At 71.4% G+C, this 20,530-nt stretch carries 16 protein-coding genes; 8 read left to right on the top strand and 8 right to left on the bottom strand.

What is annotated here, in order from left to right; genetic code table 11:
* Nucleotides 1-26 precede the first annotated feature (26 nt).
* The 3 genes from EDD90_RS01190 to EDD90_RS01180 all read right to left on the bottom strand — a co-directional run bounded on the left by EDD90_RS01190 (nucleotide 27) and on the right by EDD90_RS01180 (nucleotide 3,669).
* A complete protein-coding gene (locus EDD90_RS01190; protein ID WP_123971298.1) occupies nucleotides 27-827 on the bottom strand; it encodes a thioesterase family protein in 801 nt (266 codons plus the stop codon).
* Nucleotides 828-933: 106 nt separating this feature from the next.
* The gene (locus tag EDD90_RS01185) at nucleotides 934-1,848 is read right to left on the bottom strand and encodes a YceI family protein (RefSeq protein WP_123980758.1); all 915 of its coding nucleotides are present in this window, start codon (nucleotides 1,846-1,848) and stop codon (nucleotides 934-936) included.
* An 81-nt stretch (nucleotides 1,849-1,929) separates the two neighbouring features.
* Complete coding sequence (locus EDD90_RS01180; RefSeq protein ID WP_123971297.1) at nucleotides 1,930-3,669, bottom strand: FAD-dependent monooxygenase; 1,740 nt, start codon at nucleotides 3,667-3,669, stop codon at nucleotides 1,930-1,932.
* 166 nt (nucleotides 3,670-3,835) lie between these two features.
* Between EDD90_RS01180 and EDD90_RS01175 the strand changes: the two genes are divergently transcribed.
* Nucleotides 3,836-5,557, top strand: coding sequence for a sigma-54-dependent Fis family transcriptional regulator (locus EDD90_RS01175; protein WP_123971296.1), 1,722 nt, complete (start codon nucleotides 3,836-3,838; stop codon nucleotides 5,555-5,557).
* A gap of 232 nt (nucleotides 5,558-5,789) precedes the next feature.
* Here the strand turns inward: EDD90_RS01175 and EDD90_RS01170 are convergent, their stop codons facing one another.
* A complete protein-coding gene (locus tag EDD90_RS01170; protein WP_123971295.1) occupies nucleotides 5,790-7,124 on the bottom strand; it encodes a jacalin-like lectin in 1,335 nt (444 codons plus the stop codon).
* A 485-nt stretch (nucleotides 7,125-7,609) separates the two neighbouring features.
* Between EDD90_RS01170 and EDD90_RS01165 the strand changes: the two genes are divergently transcribed.
* A complete protein-coding gene (locus tag EDD90_RS01165; RefSeq protein WP_185148850.1) occupies nucleotides 7,610-8,449 on the top strand; it encodes a lamin tail domain-containing protein in 840 nt (279 codons plus the stop codon).
* A gap of 72 nt (nucleotides 8,450-8,521) precedes the next feature.
* Here EDD90_RS01165 and EDD90_RS01160 read toward each other — a convergent pair whose 3' ends face one another.
* Nucleotides 8,522-9,478 carry a ScbA/BarX family gamma-butyrolactone biosynthesis protein gene (locus EDD90_RS01160; protein ID WP_123971294.1) on the bottom strand — a complete coding sequence of 319 codons (957 nt, stop codon included), beginning with the start codon at nucleotides 9,476-9,478 and terminating at the stop codon, nucleotides 8,522-8,524.
* Nucleotides 9,479-9,875: 397 nt separating this feature from the next.
* Between EDD90_RS01160 and EDD90_RS01155 the strand changes: the two genes are divergently transcribed.
* From EDD90_RS01155 to EDD90_RS01140, 4 genes are all read left to right on the top strand, one after another.
* The gene (locus EDD90_RS01155) at nucleotides 9,876-10,607 is read left to right on the top strand and encodes an HAD family phosphatase (protein WP_123971293.1); all 732 of its coding nucleotides are present in this window, start codon (nucleotides 9,876-9,878) and stop codon (nucleotides 10,605-10,607) included.
* Entirely contained in the window at nucleotides 10,604-11,377 is a 774-nt protein-coding gene (locus EDD90_RS01150; RefSeq protein WP_123971292.1) for an SDR family NAD(P)-dependent oxidoreductase, read from the top strand. The genes EDD90_RS01155 and EDD90_RS01150 overlap by 4 nt, the downstream gene beginning before the upstream one ends.
* 156 nt (nucleotides 11,378-11,533) lie before the next feature.
* Complete coding sequence (locus tag EDD90_RS01145) at nucleotides 11,534-12,205, top strand: ScbR family autoregulator-binding transcription factor (RefSeq protein WP_123971291.1); 672 nt, start codon at nucleotides 11,534-11,536, stop codon at nucleotides 12,203-12,205.
* 232 nt (nucleotides 12,206-12,437) lie between these two features.
* Nucleotides 12,438-13,244 carry an AfsR/SARP family transcriptional regulator gene (locus EDD90_RS01140; protein WP_123971290.1) on the top strand — a complete coding sequence of 269 codons (807 nt, stop codon included), beginning with the start codon at nucleotides 12,438-12,440 and terminating at the stop codon, nucleotides 13,242-13,244.
* Here EDD90_RS01140 and EDD90_RS01135 read toward each other — a convergent pair.
* Both EDD90_RS01135 and EDD90_RS01130 read right to left on the bottom strand, forming a co-directional pair.
* Nucleotides 13,232-14,446: an MFS transporter gene (locus tag EDD90_RS01135; protein ID WP_185148848.1), complete on the bottom strand. Its 1,215-nt coding sequence runs from the start codon at nucleotides 14,444-14,446 to the stop codon at nucleotides 13,232-13,234. The genes EDD90_RS01140 and EDD90_RS01135 overlap by 13 nt on opposite strands.
* A 49-nt stretch (nucleotides 14,447-14,495) precedes the next feature.
* A complete protein-coding gene (locus tag EDD90_RS01130) occupies nucleotides 14,496-15,767 on the bottom strand; it encodes an FAD-dependent oxidoreductase (protein WP_123971289.1) in 1,272 nt (423 codons plus the stop codon).
* 601 nt (nucleotides 15,768-16,368) lie between these two features.
* Here EDD90_RS01130 and EDD90_RS01125 point away from each other — a divergent pair.
* Both EDD90_RS01125 and EDD90_RS01120 read left to right on the top strand, forming a co-directional pair.
* Entirely contained in the window at nucleotides 16,369-17,346 is a 978-nt protein-coding gene (locus tag EDD90_RS01125) for a DMT family transporter (protein WP_123971288.1), read from the top strand.
* A 294-nt stretch (nucleotides 17,347-17,640) separates the two neighbouring features.
* Entirely contained in the window at nucleotides 17,641-18,495 is an 855-nt protein-coding gene (locus tag EDD90_RS01120) for an AfsR/SARP family transcriptional regulator (RefSeq protein WP_123971287.1), read from the top strand.
* A gap of 113 nt (nucleotides 18,496-18,608) precedes the next feature.
* On the opposite strand, the gene EDD90_RS01115 is transcribed toward EDD90_RS01120, so the two are convergent.
* Nucleotides 18,609-20,522, bottom strand: coding sequence for a glycoside hydrolase family 5 protein (locus tag EDD90_RS01115; RefSeq protein WP_398923773.1), 1,914 nt, complete (start codon nucleotides 20,520-20,522; stop codon nucleotides 18,609-18,611).
* Between the last annotated feature and the right edge of the window lie 8 nt (nucleotides 20,523-20,530).

Raw genomic sequence — 20,530 nt, 5'->3', positions numbered from 1 at the left:
TCGGGGCGCCTCATGCTCGGGGCGCCTCATGGCAAGGGGCGGACGGTGAGGATCTGCGAGGCGTGGCCCACCGCGCCGTCGATGTCGTGCAGGACGGTGCTGGTGAGGCCCTGGCCGGTGGGTCCGAAGGTCACGCTGGTGTCCAGCCCCGTCCATGCGCCTCGCGGTTGCCGGTGGAGATGGACGGTCAGGTCGACGTTCGGGAACATCCACGTCCCGGGCGGCTGCCGGGCGGCGATGCCGTTGGCGGTGTCGACCAGCGCGAGATACGACGCGACGGGGCCGACCGGGACGCCGCCGACCAGTTCGAGCGGTGTGGAGATCCACGCGGTGGTACGGCCCGGGCGGGGCGGGGCCACCGGGCGGACGTCCACGGAGGCGACATAGCCGCCCGGCCAGACGTCGGAGATCCGCCATGCGGTGAGCGACTCCGGCGGGGTGAGCCGGTCCTCGGGTCCGCCCGCGACCGCGGTGGTGTCGAGCGCCGCCAGGAACCAGGCACGGGCCCGGACGACCGGGCGGCCGGCGATCCGTACGACCGCTTCGACGAGTTCGATGGTCCGGCCGGGCCGGACGGTCTCCACCCGGATCTCGCACTCGTCCAGGGCGAGGCGGCCGAGGATGTCGTAGCTGATCCGGGAGAGCAGCAGGCCCTCGTCCGGCCGGCCGGCCCGGTGGCGGTCTATGGCATGCGCGATGAGCCCGCCCAGCGGACTGAAGTGCTGTTCGTCCGGGTCCCACGCCCCGCTCGCGTGCTGCGTCGGCTTGTAGCGGTGGTCGTCGATGGCCTCGAAGTAACTGCCCCGGGGAACGGTCGGGCTGGGCAACGGTCGTGTCTCCTCGCGGTCGGTGCACTCACTGTCGCTGTACAGGCCAAGTTTCTCACCAGGCCGACGTACCCGACCGAGCGGGCGAGGTTCCGGCGCGGTCTGCTCACTCCGGGGGAGTGGGCGTGTCGGGCGAGCGGTACATCGCCTGGACGTCCAGCTCCAGCTGCACCGTCGGGCCGACCACCGCGATGCCGCGGGCCAGCATCGTCCGCCAGTTGAGGGTGTAGTCCTCCCGGTGCAGTTCGGCCGTGGCGAGCGCGGCGCAGCGCAGCTCCTCGCCGTAGCCGCCGTTGACCGTGCCCAGGTAGGTGGTGTCCAGGGAGACCGAGCGGCTGACGCCGTGCATCGTCAGGGTGCCCAGGAGGGTCCACTTGCTGCCGCCCCGGTAGGCGAAGCGGGTGCTGACGAAGTCGATGTACGGGTACCGCTCGACGTCCAGGAAGTCGCCCGAACGCAGATGGTTGTCCCTGGTGGTGTTCCCGGTGTTGATGCTCGACGCGTCGATCCGTACCCGGACGGTCGACTGGCTCATGTCCGGGGCGACGTTGATCGCGCCGTCGAACCGCTCGAAGCGGCCGTGGACGTGGGCCATGCCGACGTGCTTGGCGATGAAGCGGATCGCGGTGTGCGGCGGATCGAAGACCCAGCCGCCGGTCGGCGGCAGCGGCAGCTGCCGGGCCGGCTGCAGCCGGATGTGCGTCGGTGCAGGGCAGGCGTCGGCGACGATCTCGATGGTCTCGCGGTGCGGGTCCAGTCCCTCGGCGACGAACAGCATGCTGTAGCGCCCGGGCGGGAGGGCCGCCATGAAGAAGCCGAAGGGATCCGTAGTGCCGCGCGCGGCCACCTGGTGGGTGTCCAGGGCGGTGACCGTGACGTCCGCGCCGCCGAGCGGCTGGTCGACGGGGTCCAGGACGGTCCGTGCGACGCCGCCCGCACCGGGCGGGAGGGGCAGGGTGAGACCTGCGGTGCGGGCCGGGGCGTCCTTGGACCACCGGCGCCTGAGCAGCCCGAGGGCCATGCTGTTCACCTTTCGCGAGTGTCGGGAACCGAGGCGGCAAGGCCGCCGCCGGTACGGCCGTGCCGTGATCGGCCGGTCGGGTCAGTCACGGCCGAGGATCCGGCGCAGTGCCTGGGCCAGCAGTTCTTCCGCGTTCTGGGTGGCGGTCTGGTGCCGGAAGGCGACGTACCCGTCCGGGCGTACCAGCAGCGCGCCCGAGTCGGACACCTCGCTGAGCCGGGCCCAGTCGCCGTACGGGTCCTCGTACTCCTGCCCGGGGCCGATGACGACCGTGGCGATGTCGAGGTCCTGGGCCCGCGCCGCGCGCAGCCAGCCCTCACCCCCGATGCCGGTCAGCAGGGTGAACCGGCCCTTGCCGACGGTGTCCAGGGTGGACACGGTCCGGGTGCCCGAAGTGATCCAGGCATGCGGCAGCTTGGCGCCCGGCCGTGAGCTGGGCTGGTGGTACAGCTCCGGGTCGCGGGCGAACCCGGGGTCGGGGGTGCCGTCGGGGACGATCGCGGTCGATTCGTAGCGCTGGTTGAGGTCGACGCCGTGCGCGTTGAACTCGTACACCTTGTACGCGATCGCGTCCCGCAGCCGCGCCCGCTGCTTCTCGGCCGCCTCGGTGGGCTCCTTGCGGCCGGCGATGTTGGCCCACAACTGCTCGGGCGTCTGCGGCGCGAGACCGTCGAGCGCCTCGAAGACGGGGGCCGTCTCGCCGATCGACTTGTTGGCGCGGGTCACGATCTGCCTGCCGACGGGCGCGCGTTCGGCGGTGTAGGTGTCCAGCAGGCTCGGGTCCGCGGCGCCGTCGAGGACCAGCTTCAGCTTCCAGGCCAGGTTGTAGGAGTCCTGGACGGACGTGTTCGAGCCGAGCCCGTTGGACGGCGGGTGGCGGTGCACGGCGTCGCCGGCGCAGAAGACCCGGCCGTTGGAGTACGTCTCGGCGTACATCTCGTTCACCGTCCACGCCGAGGACGACTTCACGGTCACCGGGATCTCGTCGTCGCCTGTCAGCTGACGGACGATCGACTCCGCGTACTCGGTGGTGAGGTCGGGGGCGCCCGCCGTGACGTCGTACCCCCACACGATCAGCCACTCCGTCCACGGGCGGACGCACCGCACCAGGCCCGCGCCGATGCCGCCGACGGTCGCGCCCGGGGCCAGTACCCAGTACAGGGTGGAGGGGCGGTGCGCGGTGTACTTGCTCAGGTCGGCGTCGAAGACGATGTTGATGCTGCCCGCGACCCCCATCTGACCGCCCATCGGCAGCCCGGCGTCCTCCGCCACCTGCGAACGCCCGCCGTCCGCGCCGATGAGGTACTTGGCGCGGATCGTGTACTCGTCGCCGCGTACCCGGTCCTCGACGGTGACGGTCACGCCGTCCGCGTCCTGCGTGAACGACTTGTAGACGGTGCTGTAGCGGAAGACGGTGCCGCGGGCGACGGCCGCGTCCACCAGCACCGGCTCCATCAGGTGCTGCGGAATGTCACACATCGCGGTAGGGCTGGCCAGTTCGTGCGCCGCCTGCACCAGCGGCTCGTTGCCCCACGACCGCACCCGGCCCAGCTCCTCGCCGGCCAGACTGGTGCAGAACGTGGTGTTCCCCATCAGATGCTGCGGGGTTGCCTGGGCGAGGGCCTCCTGCTCGACGCCGAGGTCGCGCAGGACCTCCATCGTGCGCTGGTTGGTGATGTGGGCGCGCGGGGTGTCGGCGAGGCTCGCATAGCGGGTGACGACCATGTTCGGTACGCCGTAGGTGCTCAGGGCCAGGGCGGCGGAGGCGCCGGCCGGGCCGCTGCCCACGATCAGGACGTCGGTGACGACATCGGTGTGCACGGGGAACGCTCCGGAGGGGGAAAGGACGGAAACCGACCGTTCAAGATCATGAATCGGTCCGGGCGGCCATGGGTGTCTCAATCCGAGACACGCGGTGTACGGCGGAACCCGGCGGGGCACGCCGGTCGTTGCCCGTTCAACTGCTCCCGGTACGGTGAGGGGCGCCATGACCACCGCAGAGCATCCCCCCACGGCCGACCGGCACCTCTCGCCCCGCCCCGCCCTCGGCCGGCTGCGCCGGGCCCGCGCCCGCTTCCTCGCCGGCCACCCCCTTCCGGAGGACGTACCGGACGAGGTCGCCGCCGCCTGGCGCCGGGCCCGCTTCTACGGAGTACGGCACGACTTCGCAGGCCCCTTCCCCGCCCAGGCGCCCCGGTTGCCCGACCCGGCGCTGCTGGAGGCGGCCCGCCCGGTGCTGGACCGGGTGGGCCCGGTGCTCGACCACGAGCGGGTCACACTGGTCCTCACCGACGCCCGGCTGCGGGTGCAGTGGGCCAGGGGACACGCCCCGGACGAGGTGCTCTGCCCCGACCTCTCCGAGCAGCGGGTCGGTCCCAACAGCGCGGCCCTGGCCCTGCGTACCGGTCACCGCGCCGAGGTGCACGGGCCCGAGCACATCCTCGACGTGTGGCAGGAGGTCTCCGCGGTGAGCGTGCCGCTGCGGGCGCCCGGCGACGGCAGGCCGGTCGGCACGGTCACCGTGGCATCGGCCCTGTGCGGCGGCTGCTCCCCGCATCCGCAGGCGGGCCTGGCCGAGGCGACGGCCGCCGCGGTGGAGGCGGAACTGCGGGCGCACGCCCGTCTGCCGGAGCGGGCCCTGCTGGACGCCTACCTCGCCGCGTGCGAGGGACAGGACCGGCCGGTGGTGGCATTTGCCGGGCACAGCCGTCTGGTCAGCGACGCGGCGGGCCGGCTGCTGTCGACACGGGAGATCGAGGACCTGGAACGCGCCGTACACGCGGTGCTGCGACAGGACGGGTCCGGCACCGGGCTCCCGCACGGCGCCGAGGTCGAACCGGTTCGGCACCTGGGTGAGACCGTCGGCGCCGTCGCCGTACTCGACCCCAGGCGCGAGCGTGAACCCGCCACCCCGGCCGGGCGGTTGCCCATCGCACTGGCCGGGCAGTCGGTGCCCTGGCGGCACGCCACCGAGCGTGCGGCCGAACTGGCCGCCACCCATGCCCCGTTACTGCTCGTCGGTGAACGTGGCACCGGAAAGACCGCTCTGGCCCGCGAGCTGCTGAACGGGACCGACCCGCTCGTCGTCGACGCGGCCGAGGGCGGACTGCACGAGGCCCTGCCCGGCGGATCCCGCGGTCTGGTGCTGCGCCACGCCGAGCGACTGGCGCAGCCGGACGTGGCGGCGATCGTCGCCCTGCTCGAAACCCGGCCCACCACACCCCTGTTGGTCACCTACACACCCGGGGCGCCGCCCGGACCGTGTCTCCAGCGGCTCCTCGACACGCTGGCCGCCCGCTCCGTCACCCTGCCCGCGCTGCGTGAACGCACCGAGGACATCAGGGAGTTGCTCACCGCCGTGGCTCCGGCGTCCGTTCCCGGGCAGCCCCCGCTCACCTGGACGCTCGATGCCCGGCGGGCGCTGGAGCGGTACCCCTGGCCCGGCAACGTCACCGAACTCGCCCACGTCGTACGGTCATTGGCGCAGCGCCGCCGGACGACCGGGCCAGTACGGCGGGCCGAACTGCCCGATCCCGTACGCGAAGGGCCGGCGGGACGCCCGCTGAGCCCCATGGAGAACGCCGAACGCACCGCCATCCTGGAGGCCCTGCGCCGAAACGGCGGAAACAAGGCCCGCGCGGCAGCCGCCCTCGGCATCGGCCGCGCGACGCTCTACCGGAAACTGCGCACCTACGGCTCCCAAGCGTAGGTGGTCGGCGGCACCGCCCGGCCGCGCTGAGGATCAAGGACGCCGCCCGGGCCGTCGGTGACTCGCCGCAGGCCGGCATCGCGGCGACCTGTGGGCGCGAACGACTCCCGGTCCCGCACACGACCGTTCGGCACCCACACGCCGGACCGTCCCGCGGCGCATCCTCGGCCCGGGACACCTCGGCCGGCCGGCGGACCCGTCGTGACGGTTCCGCCGGCCGGCCGAGGTGTGGTCAGCGCTTGGTGTAGATGAAGCCGACCTTGTCGAGCTCGTCGCCGGAGCGGCCGTGGAAGCCGGCGATCTGCCAGCCCGACGGCGCGGTGCGGGTCACGCAGTCCGAGGTCGTCGTACCGCCCGCGAGGGTGTTGCCCAGGTTGGTGGTGAACTTGGCGTAGAAGATCCGCGTGTGGCTGTCCTTGACGCCCTCGCACAGGTACGCCGTGGTCACGTACTCGCTGCTGCCCAGCGTCAGTGAGGACGCGGTGCCGCCGGTACCTCCGTGGGTGAGCGTCGTACCGTCGGCGAGCGTGATGCCGACCTGGTCGACACGGGAGCCGGAGCGCAGCGAGATGCTGGTGGCGCGGGCTCCGGCGGCCACCTTGTCGATGTCCTGGTAGTAGTCGCCGTGCGGACCGCCGAACTGGTCGCTCAGCCGGAAGTTCGCGTTCTGGGACCAGGAGAAGCCGACCGTGATCGGGTCGTGGTCGGAGAGCATCAGCCCGTCGGAGGTGAGGAACTTCGCGTGCTCGTTGTTGTACGAGGTCGCGTTCAGGTTGACGACCTTGCTGCTGCGGTAGAGGACCTTGTCCACGACCTCGCAGGTGTTGGGCACGGTCGCCGCGGTGTCGTCGCAGACGAGCGCGTCGCTGCCCTTGGCCGGCGCGCTGCCGCCGCGGATCAGCTGCACCCAGGCGTCGGTGAGCCCGTTGTTCGAGGCGAACTCCGCGATGGTGTCGGCGGAGCGGGTGTAGCGGGTGTTGGTGTCACCCATCACCACGACCGCGTTGCCGGTCGAGTGGGTGCTGATGAAGGACGTCAGCTGGCTGAGGTTGTCGGCCCGGGAGGCCTCGTCACCGTCGTTCGTGCCCGCGTTGGTGTGCAGGTTGTAGAAGTCGACGTAGACGCCCTCGGCGAGCCGCTCGCGCATGAAGGTGAAGCCCTTCGGCGTGAGGCAGTCGCCGGAGTCGAGCTGGCAGGAGTTCCAGCCGTCCCGCTCGAAGTCATCCGTGTCCCAGGCGTAGTTGGAGACGGTGTTGAGGCCGCTGCCGATGCCCGCGCCACCGCTGGTCGCGGTGCGGTAGGGGTGGGTGTCGGTGGCGTACAGGTACGCGTGGTAGTTGAAGTCCTCCTGGACGTTGACGATGTCGTACGGCGCGATCCGCTTGCCGATCTCGGTGGTGCTGGTGTCGCGCGGAGTCGGCGCGCTCGACAGGCCTTCGGGGAGCCCGGCGACGTTGTACGTGAGCACGCTGAACGTGCCCCCGGCCGCCGCGGCCGGAGTGGCCGTCGCCGTGAGCCCGCCGAGAGCGGCGACCGCGGCCGCCAGGCAGGCAACGAGTCTGCGCATGGGGGTGTCTCCTATGGGGAGTGTGCGCTGAGAGGGGTGTGAGCATGCCAATGAGGCATGGCAAAACGTAGCGGCAAACGCTTTCTCCCGACCCCCTCTTGTTACTAACCAGTTTGGAAATTCCGCGTGACGCCCAGAAGATCGACTTCGGCCGGCGGGGTCCGATCGGGGGCTGACTGTTACTCACTTTCGGGTGAACGGGGCCCTGTTCGTCGATTGCTCCGTTGGTGGCCGAGCCCTTTGTTCATGGCGCGGAAGGGGCTGAGAAGCTGTCAAATCCTCCCATTCAACTAATAAATGGACGTTACATGCGAGAGTCATAGGAAAGCGAAGGATCCGTAATAGGCGCCGTGTGTCGCCCGGTCTGCGCGCGGCCGGGGCGCAGGGTGTGGCTGCGCGGCCGTCCGGTCGCCACCTCGCACCACACACCCCTCGTGGCCTGCGGCTTCGCCGGGGTGTGCTCGAACCCTGCAAAGGGGGACCTCGTGTCCGTTTCTGTCTCCGTGACCGCACGTCGTCTCGGTTCCGCCACCGCCGTGGCCGCCGCCCTGGTGGGCGCGCTGGCCCTGCCGGCCTCGGCCGCCGCCCCGTACCCCGCGCCGGAGCGCGGCACGGTCGTCATCAGCGCCGTGCAGCACGACGTACCGGGTCGTGCGGTGGTCTCCAACCGTGCTCTGAACCGGGAGTGGGTCGACGTCAGCAACACCTCCCGCCGGGATGTGAACCTGAGCGGCTGGACGCTGTCGGACGCCGAAGGTCACAGCTACACCTTCCGGCTCTACCGGCTGGAGGGCCGTGCCACGGTCCGTGTCCACACCGGGGAGGGCCGCGACACCGTGCGGGACCTGTACCAGGACCGCAGCCGCTCCGTGTGGAACCGGGACGCCGACAGCGCCACCCTGCGCAACGACCGCGGGCGTTACGTCGACTCCACCTCCTGGGGCCTGCACCACCGCCGCGACGTCGACGACCGGCACGCGTTCGGCCACCGCGGTGACGCGGACGACCGGCACGGGTTCGGTGACCGGCGTGACGGCGGTGACCGGCACGGGTTCGGTGACCGGCGTGAGGGCGGCGACCGGCACGGGTTCGACGACCGGCACGGGTTCGACGACCGGCACGGGTTCGGTGACCGGCGTGAGGACGGTGACCGGCACGGGTTCGGCCACCGCGGTGACGCGGACGACCGGCACGGGTTCGGTGACCGGCGTGACGGCGGTGACCGGCATGGCTTCGGCGACCGTCGTGACGGCGGTGACCGGCATGGCTTCGGTGACCGTCGTGAGGGTGGCGACCGGGGCGCCTTCGGGCATCACCAGCGCTGACGCGTGAAACCTTCGCCGCCGGACCCCTGGGAAGGGGCCGGCGGCGCACGTGTGTCCGGGCGGCGCCCGGTGTCAGCCTTGGACGACCGGCCCGCTCACCGTGGACGTGAAGACGATCTCGCCGTCCTGCACGCCGACGACATCGACGGTCGCCGTGCCGTCGCTGCTGGACGTCACCCCCGTCGTGTCGATCCAGCAGGGGCTGTCGAGTTCCACATAGCGGCTGAACGACGTGGACGTGCTCGCCGGTATCAGCGCACGGGGTGTCAGCCGGGCGCAGGCGGCCTGCCGGGCGCCCTCCATCAGGACCATGCCGGGCAGATGGTCGCCGTCGTGGTCGAACAGGATCGGATGGTTCAGATCCGGTGTCAGCAGCCAGCGGTTCGCCGTGCGGGTGGGCGTCAGCACCACGTCGGCAGGAGAGGTACGGCCCACCGCGGCCGGCGGCATCGGGTCGGACGTCACGACCGGGTCGGCCGAACTCGGCTGTTTTTCCGGCCGGTTGCCCCGCAGGCGCGCGTAGACGCCGGGTGTGACGATGGAGTACAGCCCCTCACCGTGGGCCACGGGTCTGCCGTCCCGGCGCAGGGCGAACCCGATGCCCATCCGGCGGGCGGACGCCCGGCCGCGCGGGGCGGCGTCCGGACATGTCACCTCAAGGTCGAAGTCGGTGGGGCGGGAGGTGATCCGCAGCTGCTCCAGATCGGTGTGGCAGCTGAGCGACCACAGCACGAAGTGATGGCCGAGCGGTACCTCGTGTTCCGCGTGTGTCACGAACATACCGGCCTGCCGAAACGTCTCTGCGGCCTGGAGCGGGTCATGACTCGAGCCATCGGCGCTGTTGAAGAATGTATGGGCGCGTGGCCACTGTCCGGTCAGGGAGAACCGCAGTCCGTCGTCCTGGGCGGTGCAGCCGGTGAGGAACACCTCGGCCAGGGACGCCCGGTGGACGTACTCCTTGGGCACCGTGGTGGTCAACCGGGGCAGTGCGGGCAGACCGACTCCGATCTCGCTGGTGGACACGCTCATCGACAACCCCCCGTCGGAACGCTCTACTTTGGCTTGAAGCCCTGTTCGCCGCCTATAAGATACGGACCTACCGGTTTTCTCGGGTCGGCCACAAGGTAAAGGATTCACCAAGCGTGGTTCGACTCGATCCATGCATGACTCCGCTCAGTGGTGGTTTGGCCAAGTATTTTCGCGCTCAATTACATCGAAGGCACGGCGAAAAGCGGACTAACTGGCGGATGTCGACGGCTGGTTATCGTCGGGTGGTGAGCAGGGCACGACTTCGCCAAAACCAGTCCAGCGGTTTCATTTGGCCAGGTTTCACAGGAGAGTTGGCGCCGCTACGGCCCTACCCGTGACGCCCCGGTCTCGACAGCCGCTGCATGATTGTTGACGGCCTGCGAGAGAGGGAGACCCGATGGAACCACTGCGCACCCTGCGCCTCGCCGCCGTCAACATCGACGGCGTCCTGCTCAACGACAGCTTCAGCCCCGTCCTGCACCGCCTCGTCCTCAGATACGGCGGTGAGTACACCCGGGACCTGGAGCAGCGGCTCTTCTCGCAGCCCCGGCTCGCGGCCGCCAGGGTGCTGCTGGAGGAGACGGGCGCCGGCGTGGGCGAGCAGGAGGCCATCGACGACTACTTCGCCGAACGCGAGCGCTACCTGCGCAGCCACCCCGTCCACACTCTCGACGGAGCCGAGGAACTCCTCCACCGGCTGCGCGCCCTGGGCCTCGACATCATCTGCTACGGCGGCCTCGACATGGGCCACTTCCGCCGTCATCTCGGCGCCTGGGAGCAGCTGTTCACCGCCCCGCACTACATCTGCACCGACGCCTTCCGCCCCGGCATCCGGGAGATCGTCCAGGACCACTTCGGCCTCGACCACCACCAGGTCCTCTTCATCGACGACGTGGCCCGCTTCGCCGGCCACGCCAAGGAGCTGAACGTGCCGTTCGTCGGCCACCCCAGTACCTTCGAACACGGCTACCAGCGCGAACTGATGCGCGAACTCGGCGTCCGGCACCTGGTCGGCGGCCTCGCCGAGATCGACGAGGAGCGCCTGCGCACCCTGGACCGCGAGGCCGGGCTCGGCACCGTCTGGGACCCGGCCGGCTCCCTCGCCGTCGCCCGTGAGGTGGTCAAGTGACCGCGGCCGAAGGAGCCGTGCTCGCGGGCCGGGTCGTCCTCGTCACCGGCGCCAGCAGCGGCATCGGGGCGGCCGCCGCCCGGGTGTTCGCCAGGCAGGGCGCCACCGTCGTCGTCACCGCCCGCCGCGAGGACCGACTGCGCGACCTCGCCGACGAGTTGCGTGCCGACGGTGCCGAGGCGAGCCACCGCACCCTGGATGTGCGAGACGGGGAAGAGGTGCGCAGGACGGTCGAGTTCACCGTCGAGCGGTACGGCCGTCTCGACGCCGCCTTCAACAACGCCGGCGTCGCGCTTCCCAGGACCCCGATGCACCTCATCGACGACGCGGACTACGAGCGGGTCACCGAGACCAATGTGCGAGGCGTGTGGAACTGCCTGCGCCACGAGATCACGGCGATGCTGGAGAGCGGCGGCGGCTCGATCGTCAACACCAGCAGCGTGGGCGGTCTGGTCGCCTCCTCGACGGCCGCCCCCTACATCGCCTCCAAGCACGCGGTGATCGGACTGACCAAGGCCGCCGCCGTCGAGTACGCCCCGCACCACATCCGGGTCAACGCCATCGCCCCCGGCCTGACCCGCTCCGAGATGATCGACGACTGGTTCGCCAGGTCGCCCGAGAACGAGGCACGGGCGTACCGTTCTGCTCCGCAGGCCCGCGCCGCGGATCCGGAGGAGGTCGCCGAGGCAGCCGCCTGGCTGTGCAGCGACAGGGCGAGCTTCGTCACGGGTGCGACACTTACCGTGGACGGAGGGCGCACCGCCTGGTGAACTGCCCGCCGGGGCACGCGCCGACGCTCCCGCGCCGGCGCTGCGCCGCCCGGCGCGGGACGGGCCGGGCGTCCGGCCCGTACGGCCGAAATACCGACCCCCGATTGGGGTAAGGTACGTCACGTCCGGTTTTGTTTTGACCGAGGAGGGGTCCCCATGGCGCGTCAGGAGCGTGCGATTCGGACCCGGCGTGCTGTTGTCGAGGCCGCCGCCGCGGTCTTCGCCGAGCGCGGCTACACGGCGGCGACGATCTCCGAGATCCTCGAACGGGCCGGAGTCACCAAGGGCGCCCTGTACTTCCACTTCGACTCCAAGGAATCCCTCGCGCGAGGCGTGATCAACGCCCAGATCAGCGACGACTACTGGGTGCCGCGCGAACTGAAGCTCCAGGAGTGGGTGGACATCGGCCTGACGCTGGCCCACCGGATCCCCAAGGAGGTCATCCTCCTCGCCGGCATACGGCTGTCCGCCGACATCCAGGGGCGTTCACTGTTCGGCAGCGCCTGGCCCGCCTGGACCGAGGTGGTGACGGAGAAGCTCGTGGAGGCCAAGGACCGCGGCGAGGTGCTGCCGCACGTCAACCCCCGCGAGACCGCGGAGTGCTTCCTCGGAGCCTGGATCGGGACCCAGTTCATGTCCGAGGTCGTCTCCGACTGGACGGACCTCAACGACCGCATCTCCGTCCTCTACAACCATGTCCTGCCGGCCATCGCCACCCCCGCGGCCCTGATCCGGCTGGACACCGCGCCCGACCGGGGCGCCCGCGTCGTCGAGGAAGTCGAACGCCGCCGGCTGGAAGCCCCGGTACCGGTGGACACCGAGGCCTGACCCGCCTCCGGCCGAACCATTCGTCCGGTCCGTCGTTCACCGAGGCGCTCGATCCACCCCAACCGGCCGCATTCGGCGACTGGTTCGTGCGTGCCGTGCTGTCCGGTTCCCGGCCTCGGTCAAGAGGGAACAAATCGACCGGCATGCCGTTGACAAACCGTCCGTGCCGTTTTTGACTCTGGGCCGGGAGTCGCCCCGGAGCACCCAAGCGGCGGACGAGCAGGGAGACGGCGTGGACATCGGCGTACTCGGCGCTCTCGTCGTGCGCGAGAACGGCATCTCCGTCACGCCGACCGCGCCCAAGCCCCGCCAGGTACTCGCCCCGCTCGCCCTGCACGCCGACCGGGCCGTGACCGTCGAGACGCTGACCGAGGAACTCTGGGGGCAACGGCCACCGCGCAGCGCGCGCCCCACCCTGCAGACGTACGTCATGCACCTGCGCGAGCTCATGGCCCCGGCGCTGCGACGGCCGGGCGACGGCGTGGACGCGCGCACCGCCAAGGAGGTCCTTCGTGCCGTACCCGGCGACTGTCTGCTCGACAGCGGTGAAGGGACCAGTGACATCCGGGAGTTCGAGCGGCTCGCCGAGACCGGATACCGGGCCATGGACGACGGGGACCACCATGAGGCCGCCCGGCTGCTCCGCACGGCGCTCGACCTGTGGACCGGGGCCGCCCTGGCCGACGTCGCCGCCGGGGAGCATCTGCGCACACACATCCGGGGACTGGAGGAGAGCCGGCTGTGCGCGCTGGACCGCCGTATCGAGGCCGATCTGCGGCTCGGCCGGCATCGTGAACTGATCGCCGAACTCACTGTCCTCGTCAGCCGTCACCCCACCCATGAGAGCCTGTGCGGCCAGCTCATGCTCGCCCTGCACCGCTCGGGCCGCAGCAGCGAGGCCCTGGGCGCCTACCAGCGACTGCGCACCACCCTCGTACGCGATCTGGGGCTCGAACCCTCGGCCGCGCTGGGCAGGGTGCGCCAGTCCATCCTGACCCCCGCGGACGACATCCAGGGCCCGTTCTCTCAGACCGGCTGACGGGCACGACCTCTGCGGAGCAGCACCGCGCACGCCGCCACGGTCAGCAGCCCGCCCGCCAGGAAGGTGTCCCGCACGCCGGCCGACGGCAGGATCAGACCCCCGAGAGCGGCACCCGCCGCGATACCGGCGTTGTAGCAACCGGAGTTCGCCGCCAGGGCGATGTCCGTGCGACCCGGCGCGCAGAGCAGCATCGCGTTCTGGGCGGCCATGAACACCGGCCCGAGCGCACCGCCCGTCAGGACCAGGAAAACCACTGCCGCCACCGGATGGGTGCCGACCGCGTACAGGCCGAGCATGCCCACCGCCTGGACGGCCACGGCGGTGCTCAGCGAGGAGTGCGGGAAGCGGTCCAGCAGCGCCCCGGTGACGGCCGTACCGGTCAGACACGCGACACCGAAGGCCACCAGCAGGGCGCTGACCGCACTCGGGGAGAATCCGCCCACCTCGCCCAGGAACTCCACCATGTAGGTGTATCCCGCGAACGCCCCGGTGGCGGACAGGGTCCCGGCCGCCAGCACCGTGACGAACCGGCGGGTGTCCGGACCGGTTCCGTAGGCGGCGGGCGCCTCCTGCGGACGCGACGTCGGCAGCAGCACGGCGATCGTCACCAGGGAGGCCAGCCCCAGAGCCGCCGGTACGGCGACCGGGGTCCGCCAGTCGGTGTGCCGGCCCAGCCAGGTCCCGGCGGGAACACCGAGTACGAGGGCGAGGGAACCGGCGACCGACAGCGCCCCGACCACCCGCCCACGGACCCGGGGTGCGAACAGTCCCACCGCGACCGGCCCCAGCACCGCCCAGAACAGCGCCTGGGCGAGCGCGGTCAGCAGCCGCGCTCCGAGCAGCAGCCAGTAGGAAGTGGCCAGTGCCGCGGCCGCACTGGACACGACCAGCGCGGCCAGCAGTCCCGTGAGGACATGGCGGCGGGGCACGGACCGGGTGACATGGGCGAGCGGCAGGGACGCGACGGCCACCGTCACGCCGTAGCCGGTGATCAGGAGACCGACCGCCGACAGTGACACCCGAAGGCTTGCGGAGATCACATCGAGGAGACCGACCGGCAGGTTCTCGGCGGTGTTGAAGGTGAAGGCGGCCAGCATCAGGGCCCCGAGCACCGCCGGCCCGCGCCACGGAGCCCGTCGCCGCGCGCGCAGGCGGTCGTCGCCCGTCGCCCGTCGCCCCTGCTCCGTGGCACCGCCCATGCGATCAGCTCAGCGGGCCCACCGGTCCCGCCGCAACCGATTTCCCTGCTCAGGAGGACCTGACGTGCCGGGCGATCCGGACGGCGGCGAACCGCGTACCCGCCACGAACCGCATCATCGGCCCGAACATCGGTGCCGCCAGCGACCCGGTGAAGTACAGGCCGGGCACCGAGGACTCGAACGTCCCCCGCAACGCGGGCGCCCTCGAACCCGGCACACACTCCACGGCACGCCGCAGGGCCGGGGACAGGAAGGGCAGGGCGTCCAGGTCCAGCCGGTAACCGGTGGCCGCCAGCACATGGTCGACGGTCAGGGACTCCCGCTCGCCCCCGGGACCGGCGACATCGAGACGCACTGCCGGCCCGGAGAGCATCGCACCGGTCACCCGGCGCGAGGTCCGCACCCGTACGACACCCTCCACCCGGTCCCGCAGCCACCAGCCGCCCGACGGACCGAGCGCCCGTCGGAACAGCAGCAGCCGGCCAGCCGCCGGAAACCACCGCACACTCCCCGGTGCCGCACAGACCGCGGCCAGGACCCAGCCCGTACCCAGCGGCGAGGCGGGCTTGGCCACCCGCTGCGACCAGGGCCGGCCCAGGTCCGGGGTCATACCCCACAGCACGTGCCGCTCACGCACCAGGACCTGCGCCTCGGCACCCGCCTCGTGCAGCAGCGCGGCGCTCTCCAGGGCGGACTGACCGCCGCCGACGACGGCCACCCGCCGCCCCGCGTACACCGACAGATCGGTGTGGTGGCTGGTGTGCGACACCGGTGCCCGGGGCCCCGGCCCCTCGGGCGCGAGCTGCCGCAACTCGTCCGGGACATGGGCGAGCCCGTTCAGACCGGTCGCCACCACGACGGCCGAGGCCGCCATCTCCTTTCCGTCGTCCAGCCGGACGACGAATCCGGACCCGGACTCGGGGCGCTCGACCGCCGTCACCCGGGTCGGCTCGACCTCACCGACGTACCGCTTCTGGAACCACTGGCCGTACCGTACGAAGACATCGCACGGGATCGGGGTCAGCTCGGTCAGCTCCGGCTCGCCGTGTTCGCGGCGGAAGTCCGCCAGCCGGCCGCCGGGCTCAGGCGCCGACAGGTCGGTGGCGGCCGGCGTCGATTTCAGGAACATCCCCGTGGCCATGGCATGCCGCCAACTGCCCATCACCTCACCGAAGACGCGGACCGGCAGCCCCGCCGCCCGCAGATGGGCGGCCACCGACAATCCGTACGGTCCGGCGCCGATCACCACGACCGGTGGTCGTCCGGCCCCGGCGAACGCCTGCTCCTGGGCAGGGCTCTGCCCCGGAAGCGACTGCGTCATGCAACCCTCCGCTGGTCTGCTCGCCGCCTTCCCCTGGGCGACGCGACACTGCGGGATGGCACGCCCGGCGTGACTCGGCCGTGCTCGTCCCCCCTCCGCGGCTGAGTCTGTCCCACCGGCCGGTACCGGGAAACGATAACGACGCACGTTGGCCAAAACTTGGTCGAATCATACGACAAGCGACGTCGACCATGTCATTGAAGTGCGTCAGAGGTCTGCCGGTGATCACGGATGCGATAGGAACGATCTACCGGTGGAGAGCGTGCGGCACTCCGTGGTACCGGCACCGCGGAACGGAAGAGGTACCGGCCCCGGGCCGTACCCTCGGCCATGCCCCGGGCCGTACCCTCGGCCATGATCCGGGCCGGTTCCGGCGTCCCGAAGTGCGGACGAGCCGGGCCCGCTGTCCGACCCGGTACGATCCGCTCGTGAACACCTACTGGCACGTCGTTCTGCCGCCGCTCTGCGCCTGACCGGGCGCACCCGCTGACGGCTTGAAACCACGCTCCCGGCCCGGCCCCGAGGCCGCCCGGAGTCTGTGTCGTGCGCCCGTTTCGAAACCAGTCCGCAGACGGTATTTCGACGACGGAAGTTCACGACTGTGCCGAACGACACCTCATCCAGGTCCTCCCGCTCTTCCCGGGCCCTCACCGGCGCGTCCCTCGCGCGCCCGCGCCCCCGCACCGCCGGCCCGCTCGCCGGGCCGCTCCCGATCCTCACGGCCGCCGTGCTGTGGGGCACCACCGGGACCGCCAGTTCCCTGGCCCCCGCCGGAACGCCGGCCGCCGCCATCGGTGCCGCCGGGCTGGTCCTCGGCGGTCTCCTGCTGTTCCTGACCGCACCCGGCGGCCGCTCCCTGCCCAGGACCTGTACCGGGGGAGAACGCCGGCTGCTCGTCCTGGGCGCCCTGGCGGTGGCCGGGTACCCGCTCACCTTCTACCCCGCCGTGGCGCGCACGGGTGTGGCCGTGGCCGCCGTGATCGCGCTCGGCGGCGCCCCCGTCTTCGCCGGCCTCCTCGCCTGGCTCACCCGCCGGTCCCGGCCCACCGCCCGCTGGACGACCGCGACCGCGGCGGCCGTCCTCGGCTGCACCGTGCTCGTCCTGGGGCCTGAGTTCGCCGGCGGCGCCCCCGTGGACCTCGTCGGGGTCCTGCTGGCGGGGCTCGCGGGACTGTCGTACGCCGTCTACGCCCTCGTCGGCGGCCGGCTCATCGCGCGGGGGCACGGCTCCGGCGCGGTGATGGGCGTGCTGTTCGGGGGAGCGGCCCTGCTCGTGCTGCCGGTACTGCTGTGGAGCGCGGGGCCGTGGCTGCTGACGGCACGCGGCGCGCTGGTCGTCCTGTACCTGGGAGCGGTCACCGCCTTCCTCTGCTACCGCCTCTTCGGATACGGCCTGCGGCACACCGCCGCCCAGACCGCGACGACCCTGACCCTGGTCGAACCGGCCGTGGCCGCCGTCCTCGGAGTCGTGGTCCTGGGTGAACGCCTGCCCGCCGTCTCCTGGTGCGGACTCGCGGTACTGGCCCTGGGGATCGTGTTCCTCGCCTTCCCGGCCGGCTTCAGCCGCCGGAAACGCTGACCTGGGACACGATGAAGTAACCGACCGGTTGGCCAGTTTCGGTACGGTTCTGGAGAGCCCGAGGCTTTGTGGCCCAACGGCCCTGTTCTGCAGGGAGGTTGGTGCCGTCCTGCCCTGTCGGCCGCGGAAACGGCCACGCCGTGCTGCCACTTCTCGTTTCTCCCGGGTGCGGCGGAGTCGTGCGGCCGTTCTCCGGCGGCTCGTTGGGAACGGTCCGGCAGTCGGTCTGTTGACAGACCGGTCGTGCTGTTTTCTACTGGCGTCGTGTCAGGAAAGAGGACCAGGGAGACGCGTGTGGACATCGGCCTGCTGGGTGCACTGGATGTGAGGGAGAGCGGGGTCTCCATCGCCCCGACCGCGCCGAAGCCCCGGCAGCTGCTGGCCCTGCTGGCACTGCGCGCCGACCAGGTGGTGCCCGTCCCGACCCTCATCGAGGAACTCTGGGCGGGCACCCCGCCGCGCAGCGCCCGCACCACCCTGCAGACCTATGTGCTCCAGCTCAGAGAGCTCATCGCGACGGCACTGCGCGAGGGCGCCGGCCGCGAGCACCCGGAAGCCGGGAACGCGGAGGACCCGGAAGCCAGGAACGCGAAGGACGTCCTGACGACCCTGCCGGGCGGCTACCTGCTCGCCTCCGGGGGCGGCACCAGCGACATCCGCGAGTTCGAGCGGCTCTCCGAACTGGGCTACCGCGCCATGGAGGACGAGAACTTCGCCTGCGCGTCCCGCACCCTGCGCCAGGCGCTGGACCTGTGGACCGCCACCCCCTTCGTCGACGTGCACACCGGCGCCCACCTGGCCATGGAGGCACGGCGCCTGGAGGAGAGCCGGCTGTGCGCCCTGGACCAGCGCATCGAGGCCGACCTGCGGCTCGGCCGGCACCGAGAACTGCTCGCCGAACTCACCGTCCTCACCAGCCGTTACCGCTCCCACGAGAACCTGCACGCGCAGTTCATGCTGGCCCTCCACCGCTCGGGCCGGCGCGGCGAGGCCCTCCACGTCTACCAGCAGTTGCGCACCCTCCTCGTCAGAGAGCTCGGACTGGAACCCTCGGCGCGGCTGCGCCGACTGCAGTACTCCATCCTCGCGGCCACCGCCGACGGCCCCGGCGCACCCCAGCAGTACGACGACCTGGCCGGGGTGTCCTGAACGCCCGTCCGCCGTCCCGGTCCCGGGCGGACCGGGCGGAGTGGGCCGACCGGGCGGAGTGGGGTCACCGCGGCCGGTGCCAGGGCGGTGGTCAGGTGATGGTCAGATGATGGTCAGGGCTGGAGCGGGACACACAGCACGGCGGCCGGGCCGGGCGTACTGCCCACGCGGGTCGTGAAGGCGACCCCGGCGAGGTACTCGTCGGCGTTGCACTGGCCTTTGTAGGCACCGGACGCGTAGTCGTCGCCCGCGCCGTCGGCGGGGCGGTTGTCGGACCGGTCGAACCACAGGGTCCGGCCACCGGTCCCCAGCGTCCGGCCGGCCGGCGCGCACAACGCCGCCGACACCCGCTCACCGCGCCGGCTGTACCCGATGACGAACTGGCCCGCCGGGCACTGGAACTTGGTGTAGCCGGACGCCCAGTCACCGCCCGCCGGGACGTACCGCTCGTCCGTGACGACCGTCTGGGTGCTGCCCGTGGCGCGCGGGTCGCCCGCCGTCGCGTCGGTGCACAGGCCGCGTCCGCCGGAGTGCGCGAGACCGATCAGCCGCAGCCCGTCCGGGCAGGCCGCCTTGTAGGCGCCCGAGTCCCAGTCGCCGCCCGCCCTGACGCGCAGGGACTCGACCTGGTCGCCGTGGTCCGTGGACAGCATGCGCCAGGTCGTCCCGGGCTCGACGTACCCGGTGCGGCCGGGGGTGTCCATGAGGTGGTTCCACGCGGTGGCCCGCCAGTCTCCCCCGTCGAGGAGGCCGTACCGTTGCCCGGAGGTGTCGTAGCGCAGCAGTGCCCAGTCGTCGTGGCCCTCCCAGCCCACCAGCGGCCAGTAGGCGAAGTCGGTGTCGTGGTCGGCGAAGTAGTCGGTGACGTTGCCGAACCAGGTGCGGGCGGCGGTGCCCGTCTCGTTCGCGCCGATGCCGAACTCGCTGACCCATACCGGCGCGGTGTAGTGCTTGCCCTCGGTCGTGACGAAGAACGCCTCGTCGGCGAGGGCCTGGTACAGCTGGTCGCGGCTCAGGTCCTGGTAGCGGGGGTCGCTGGTCTCGCCGATGCCGGTGGCACCGCTGTGGTGGGGGCCGGTGTAGCCGTAGAAGTGGGCCGAGTAGACCAGCTTGTGGGCGTCGACGAGGGTGTTGGAGAGGGTGCGGACGGGGGTGAGTACGGGGCGGCCGTGCGGGAGTCCGTCGACCGGCAGCCCCGTCCAGTTGATGCCCTCGATGACGATGAGGAGGTTCGGGTTCGCCTCGGTGAGGATGCGGTCGCCGGCGAGCTGGGCGGCCGCGTACCAGTCGTGGTCGTCGCCCAGGCCCCAGTTGGGGTCGTCCAGGACGTTCCGGCGTACCTCGTTGTATAGGTCGGCGCCGACGACACGGGGGTTCGCGGCGTACCGTCGGGCCATGAAGACCCAGTCGTCGGCCCACTGCCCGGTGGACTGGCTGGTGTTCCAGCGCTCGTTGCCGTCGATGGCGCAGCACCAACGGGAGGTGTTGGTGTGGTTGTTGAGGATGACGGCGAACCCGTCTCCGGTGAGGGCGGCCACGACGGCGTCGTAGACCTCCAGGGGTGTCTTCCCGCGCAACTGGGGATTGGCCGCGACGGCAGCGTCCGGCACCGGAGTCGTCGTGTGGATCATCTCGTTGGAGAACGGCAGCCGGATGCTGTTGATGCCCAACGCGTGGAAGTCCGCGCGGAGTTGGGAGAGGGTGGCGCGGTCCAGGCCGAGGGGGATGCCGTAGGAGTCCTGGCCGGCGTGGTGTTCGGCGGGGTCGGTGATGCTGCCGCTGCCGGTCCACGAGCCTTGCGCGCCGTCCCAGTTGGCGGCCTTCAGGCGGAAGCGGTTCCCGTCGGCGTCGACGATGTAGCGGCCCCGGGTGGACAGCGGCGGCTGCCAGGTGCCGCTGGCCGCGGCGACCGGTGCCGGCGCGGGGGACCGCGATCCGGCGGTCGTCGGGGCGGTGCCGACGAGAGCCAGCACCAGGAAGGTGACTGTCAGGTATATGACAATCTTGACCGGCTTCATGATCGGCATCAGCAGTC

Source organism: Streptomyces sp. Ag109_O5-1 (assembly GCF_003814875.1).
GTDB lineage: Bacteria > Actinomycetota > Actinomycetes > Streptomycetales > Streptomycetaceae > Streptomyces > Streptomyces sasae.
This window is presented reverse-complemented; position numbering and strand designations above follow the sequence as displayed.

Excerpts from the sequence above, each read along its gene's own strand:
- EDD90_RS01145 (WP_123971291.1), top strand. The coding sequence starts at position 11,534 with ATGGCGCGTCAGGAGCGTGCGATTCGGACCCGGCGTGCTGTTGTCGAG.
- EDD90_RS01175 (WP_123971296.1), top strand. The coding sequence starts at position 3,836 with ATGACCACCGCAGAGCATCCCCCCACGGCCGACCGGCACCTCTCGCCC.
- EDD90_RS01115 (WP_398923773.1), bottom strand. The coding sequence starts at position 20,522 with ATGCCGATCATGAAGCCGGTCAAGATTGTCATATACCTGACAGTCACC.
- EDD90_RS01155 (WP_123971293.1), top strand. The coding sequence starts at position 9,876 with ATGGAACCACTGCGCACCCTGCGCCTCGCCGCCGTCAACATCGACGGC.
- EDD90_RS01135 (WP_185148848.1), bottom strand. The coding sequence starts at position 14,446 with ATGGGCGGTGCCACGGAGCAGGGGCGACGGGCGACGGGCGACGACCGC.
- EDD90_RS01185 (WP_123980758.1), bottom strand. The coding sequence starts at position 1,848 with ATGGCCCTCGGGCTGCTCAGGCGCCGGTGGTCCAAGGACGCCCCGGCC.
- EDD90_RS01160 (WP_123971294.1), bottom strand. The coding sequence starts at position 9,478 with ATGAGCGTGTCCACCAGCGAGATCGGAGTCGGTCTGCCCGCACTGCCC.
- EDD90_RS01130 (WP_123971289.1), bottom strand. The coding sequence starts at position 15,767 with ATGACGCAGTCGCTTCCGGGGCAGAGCCCTGCCCAGGAGCAGGCGTTC.
- EDD90_RS01170 (WP_123971295.1), bottom strand. The coding sequence starts at position 7,124 with ATGCGCAGACTCGTTGCCTGCCTGGCGGCCGCGGTCGCCGCTCTCGGC.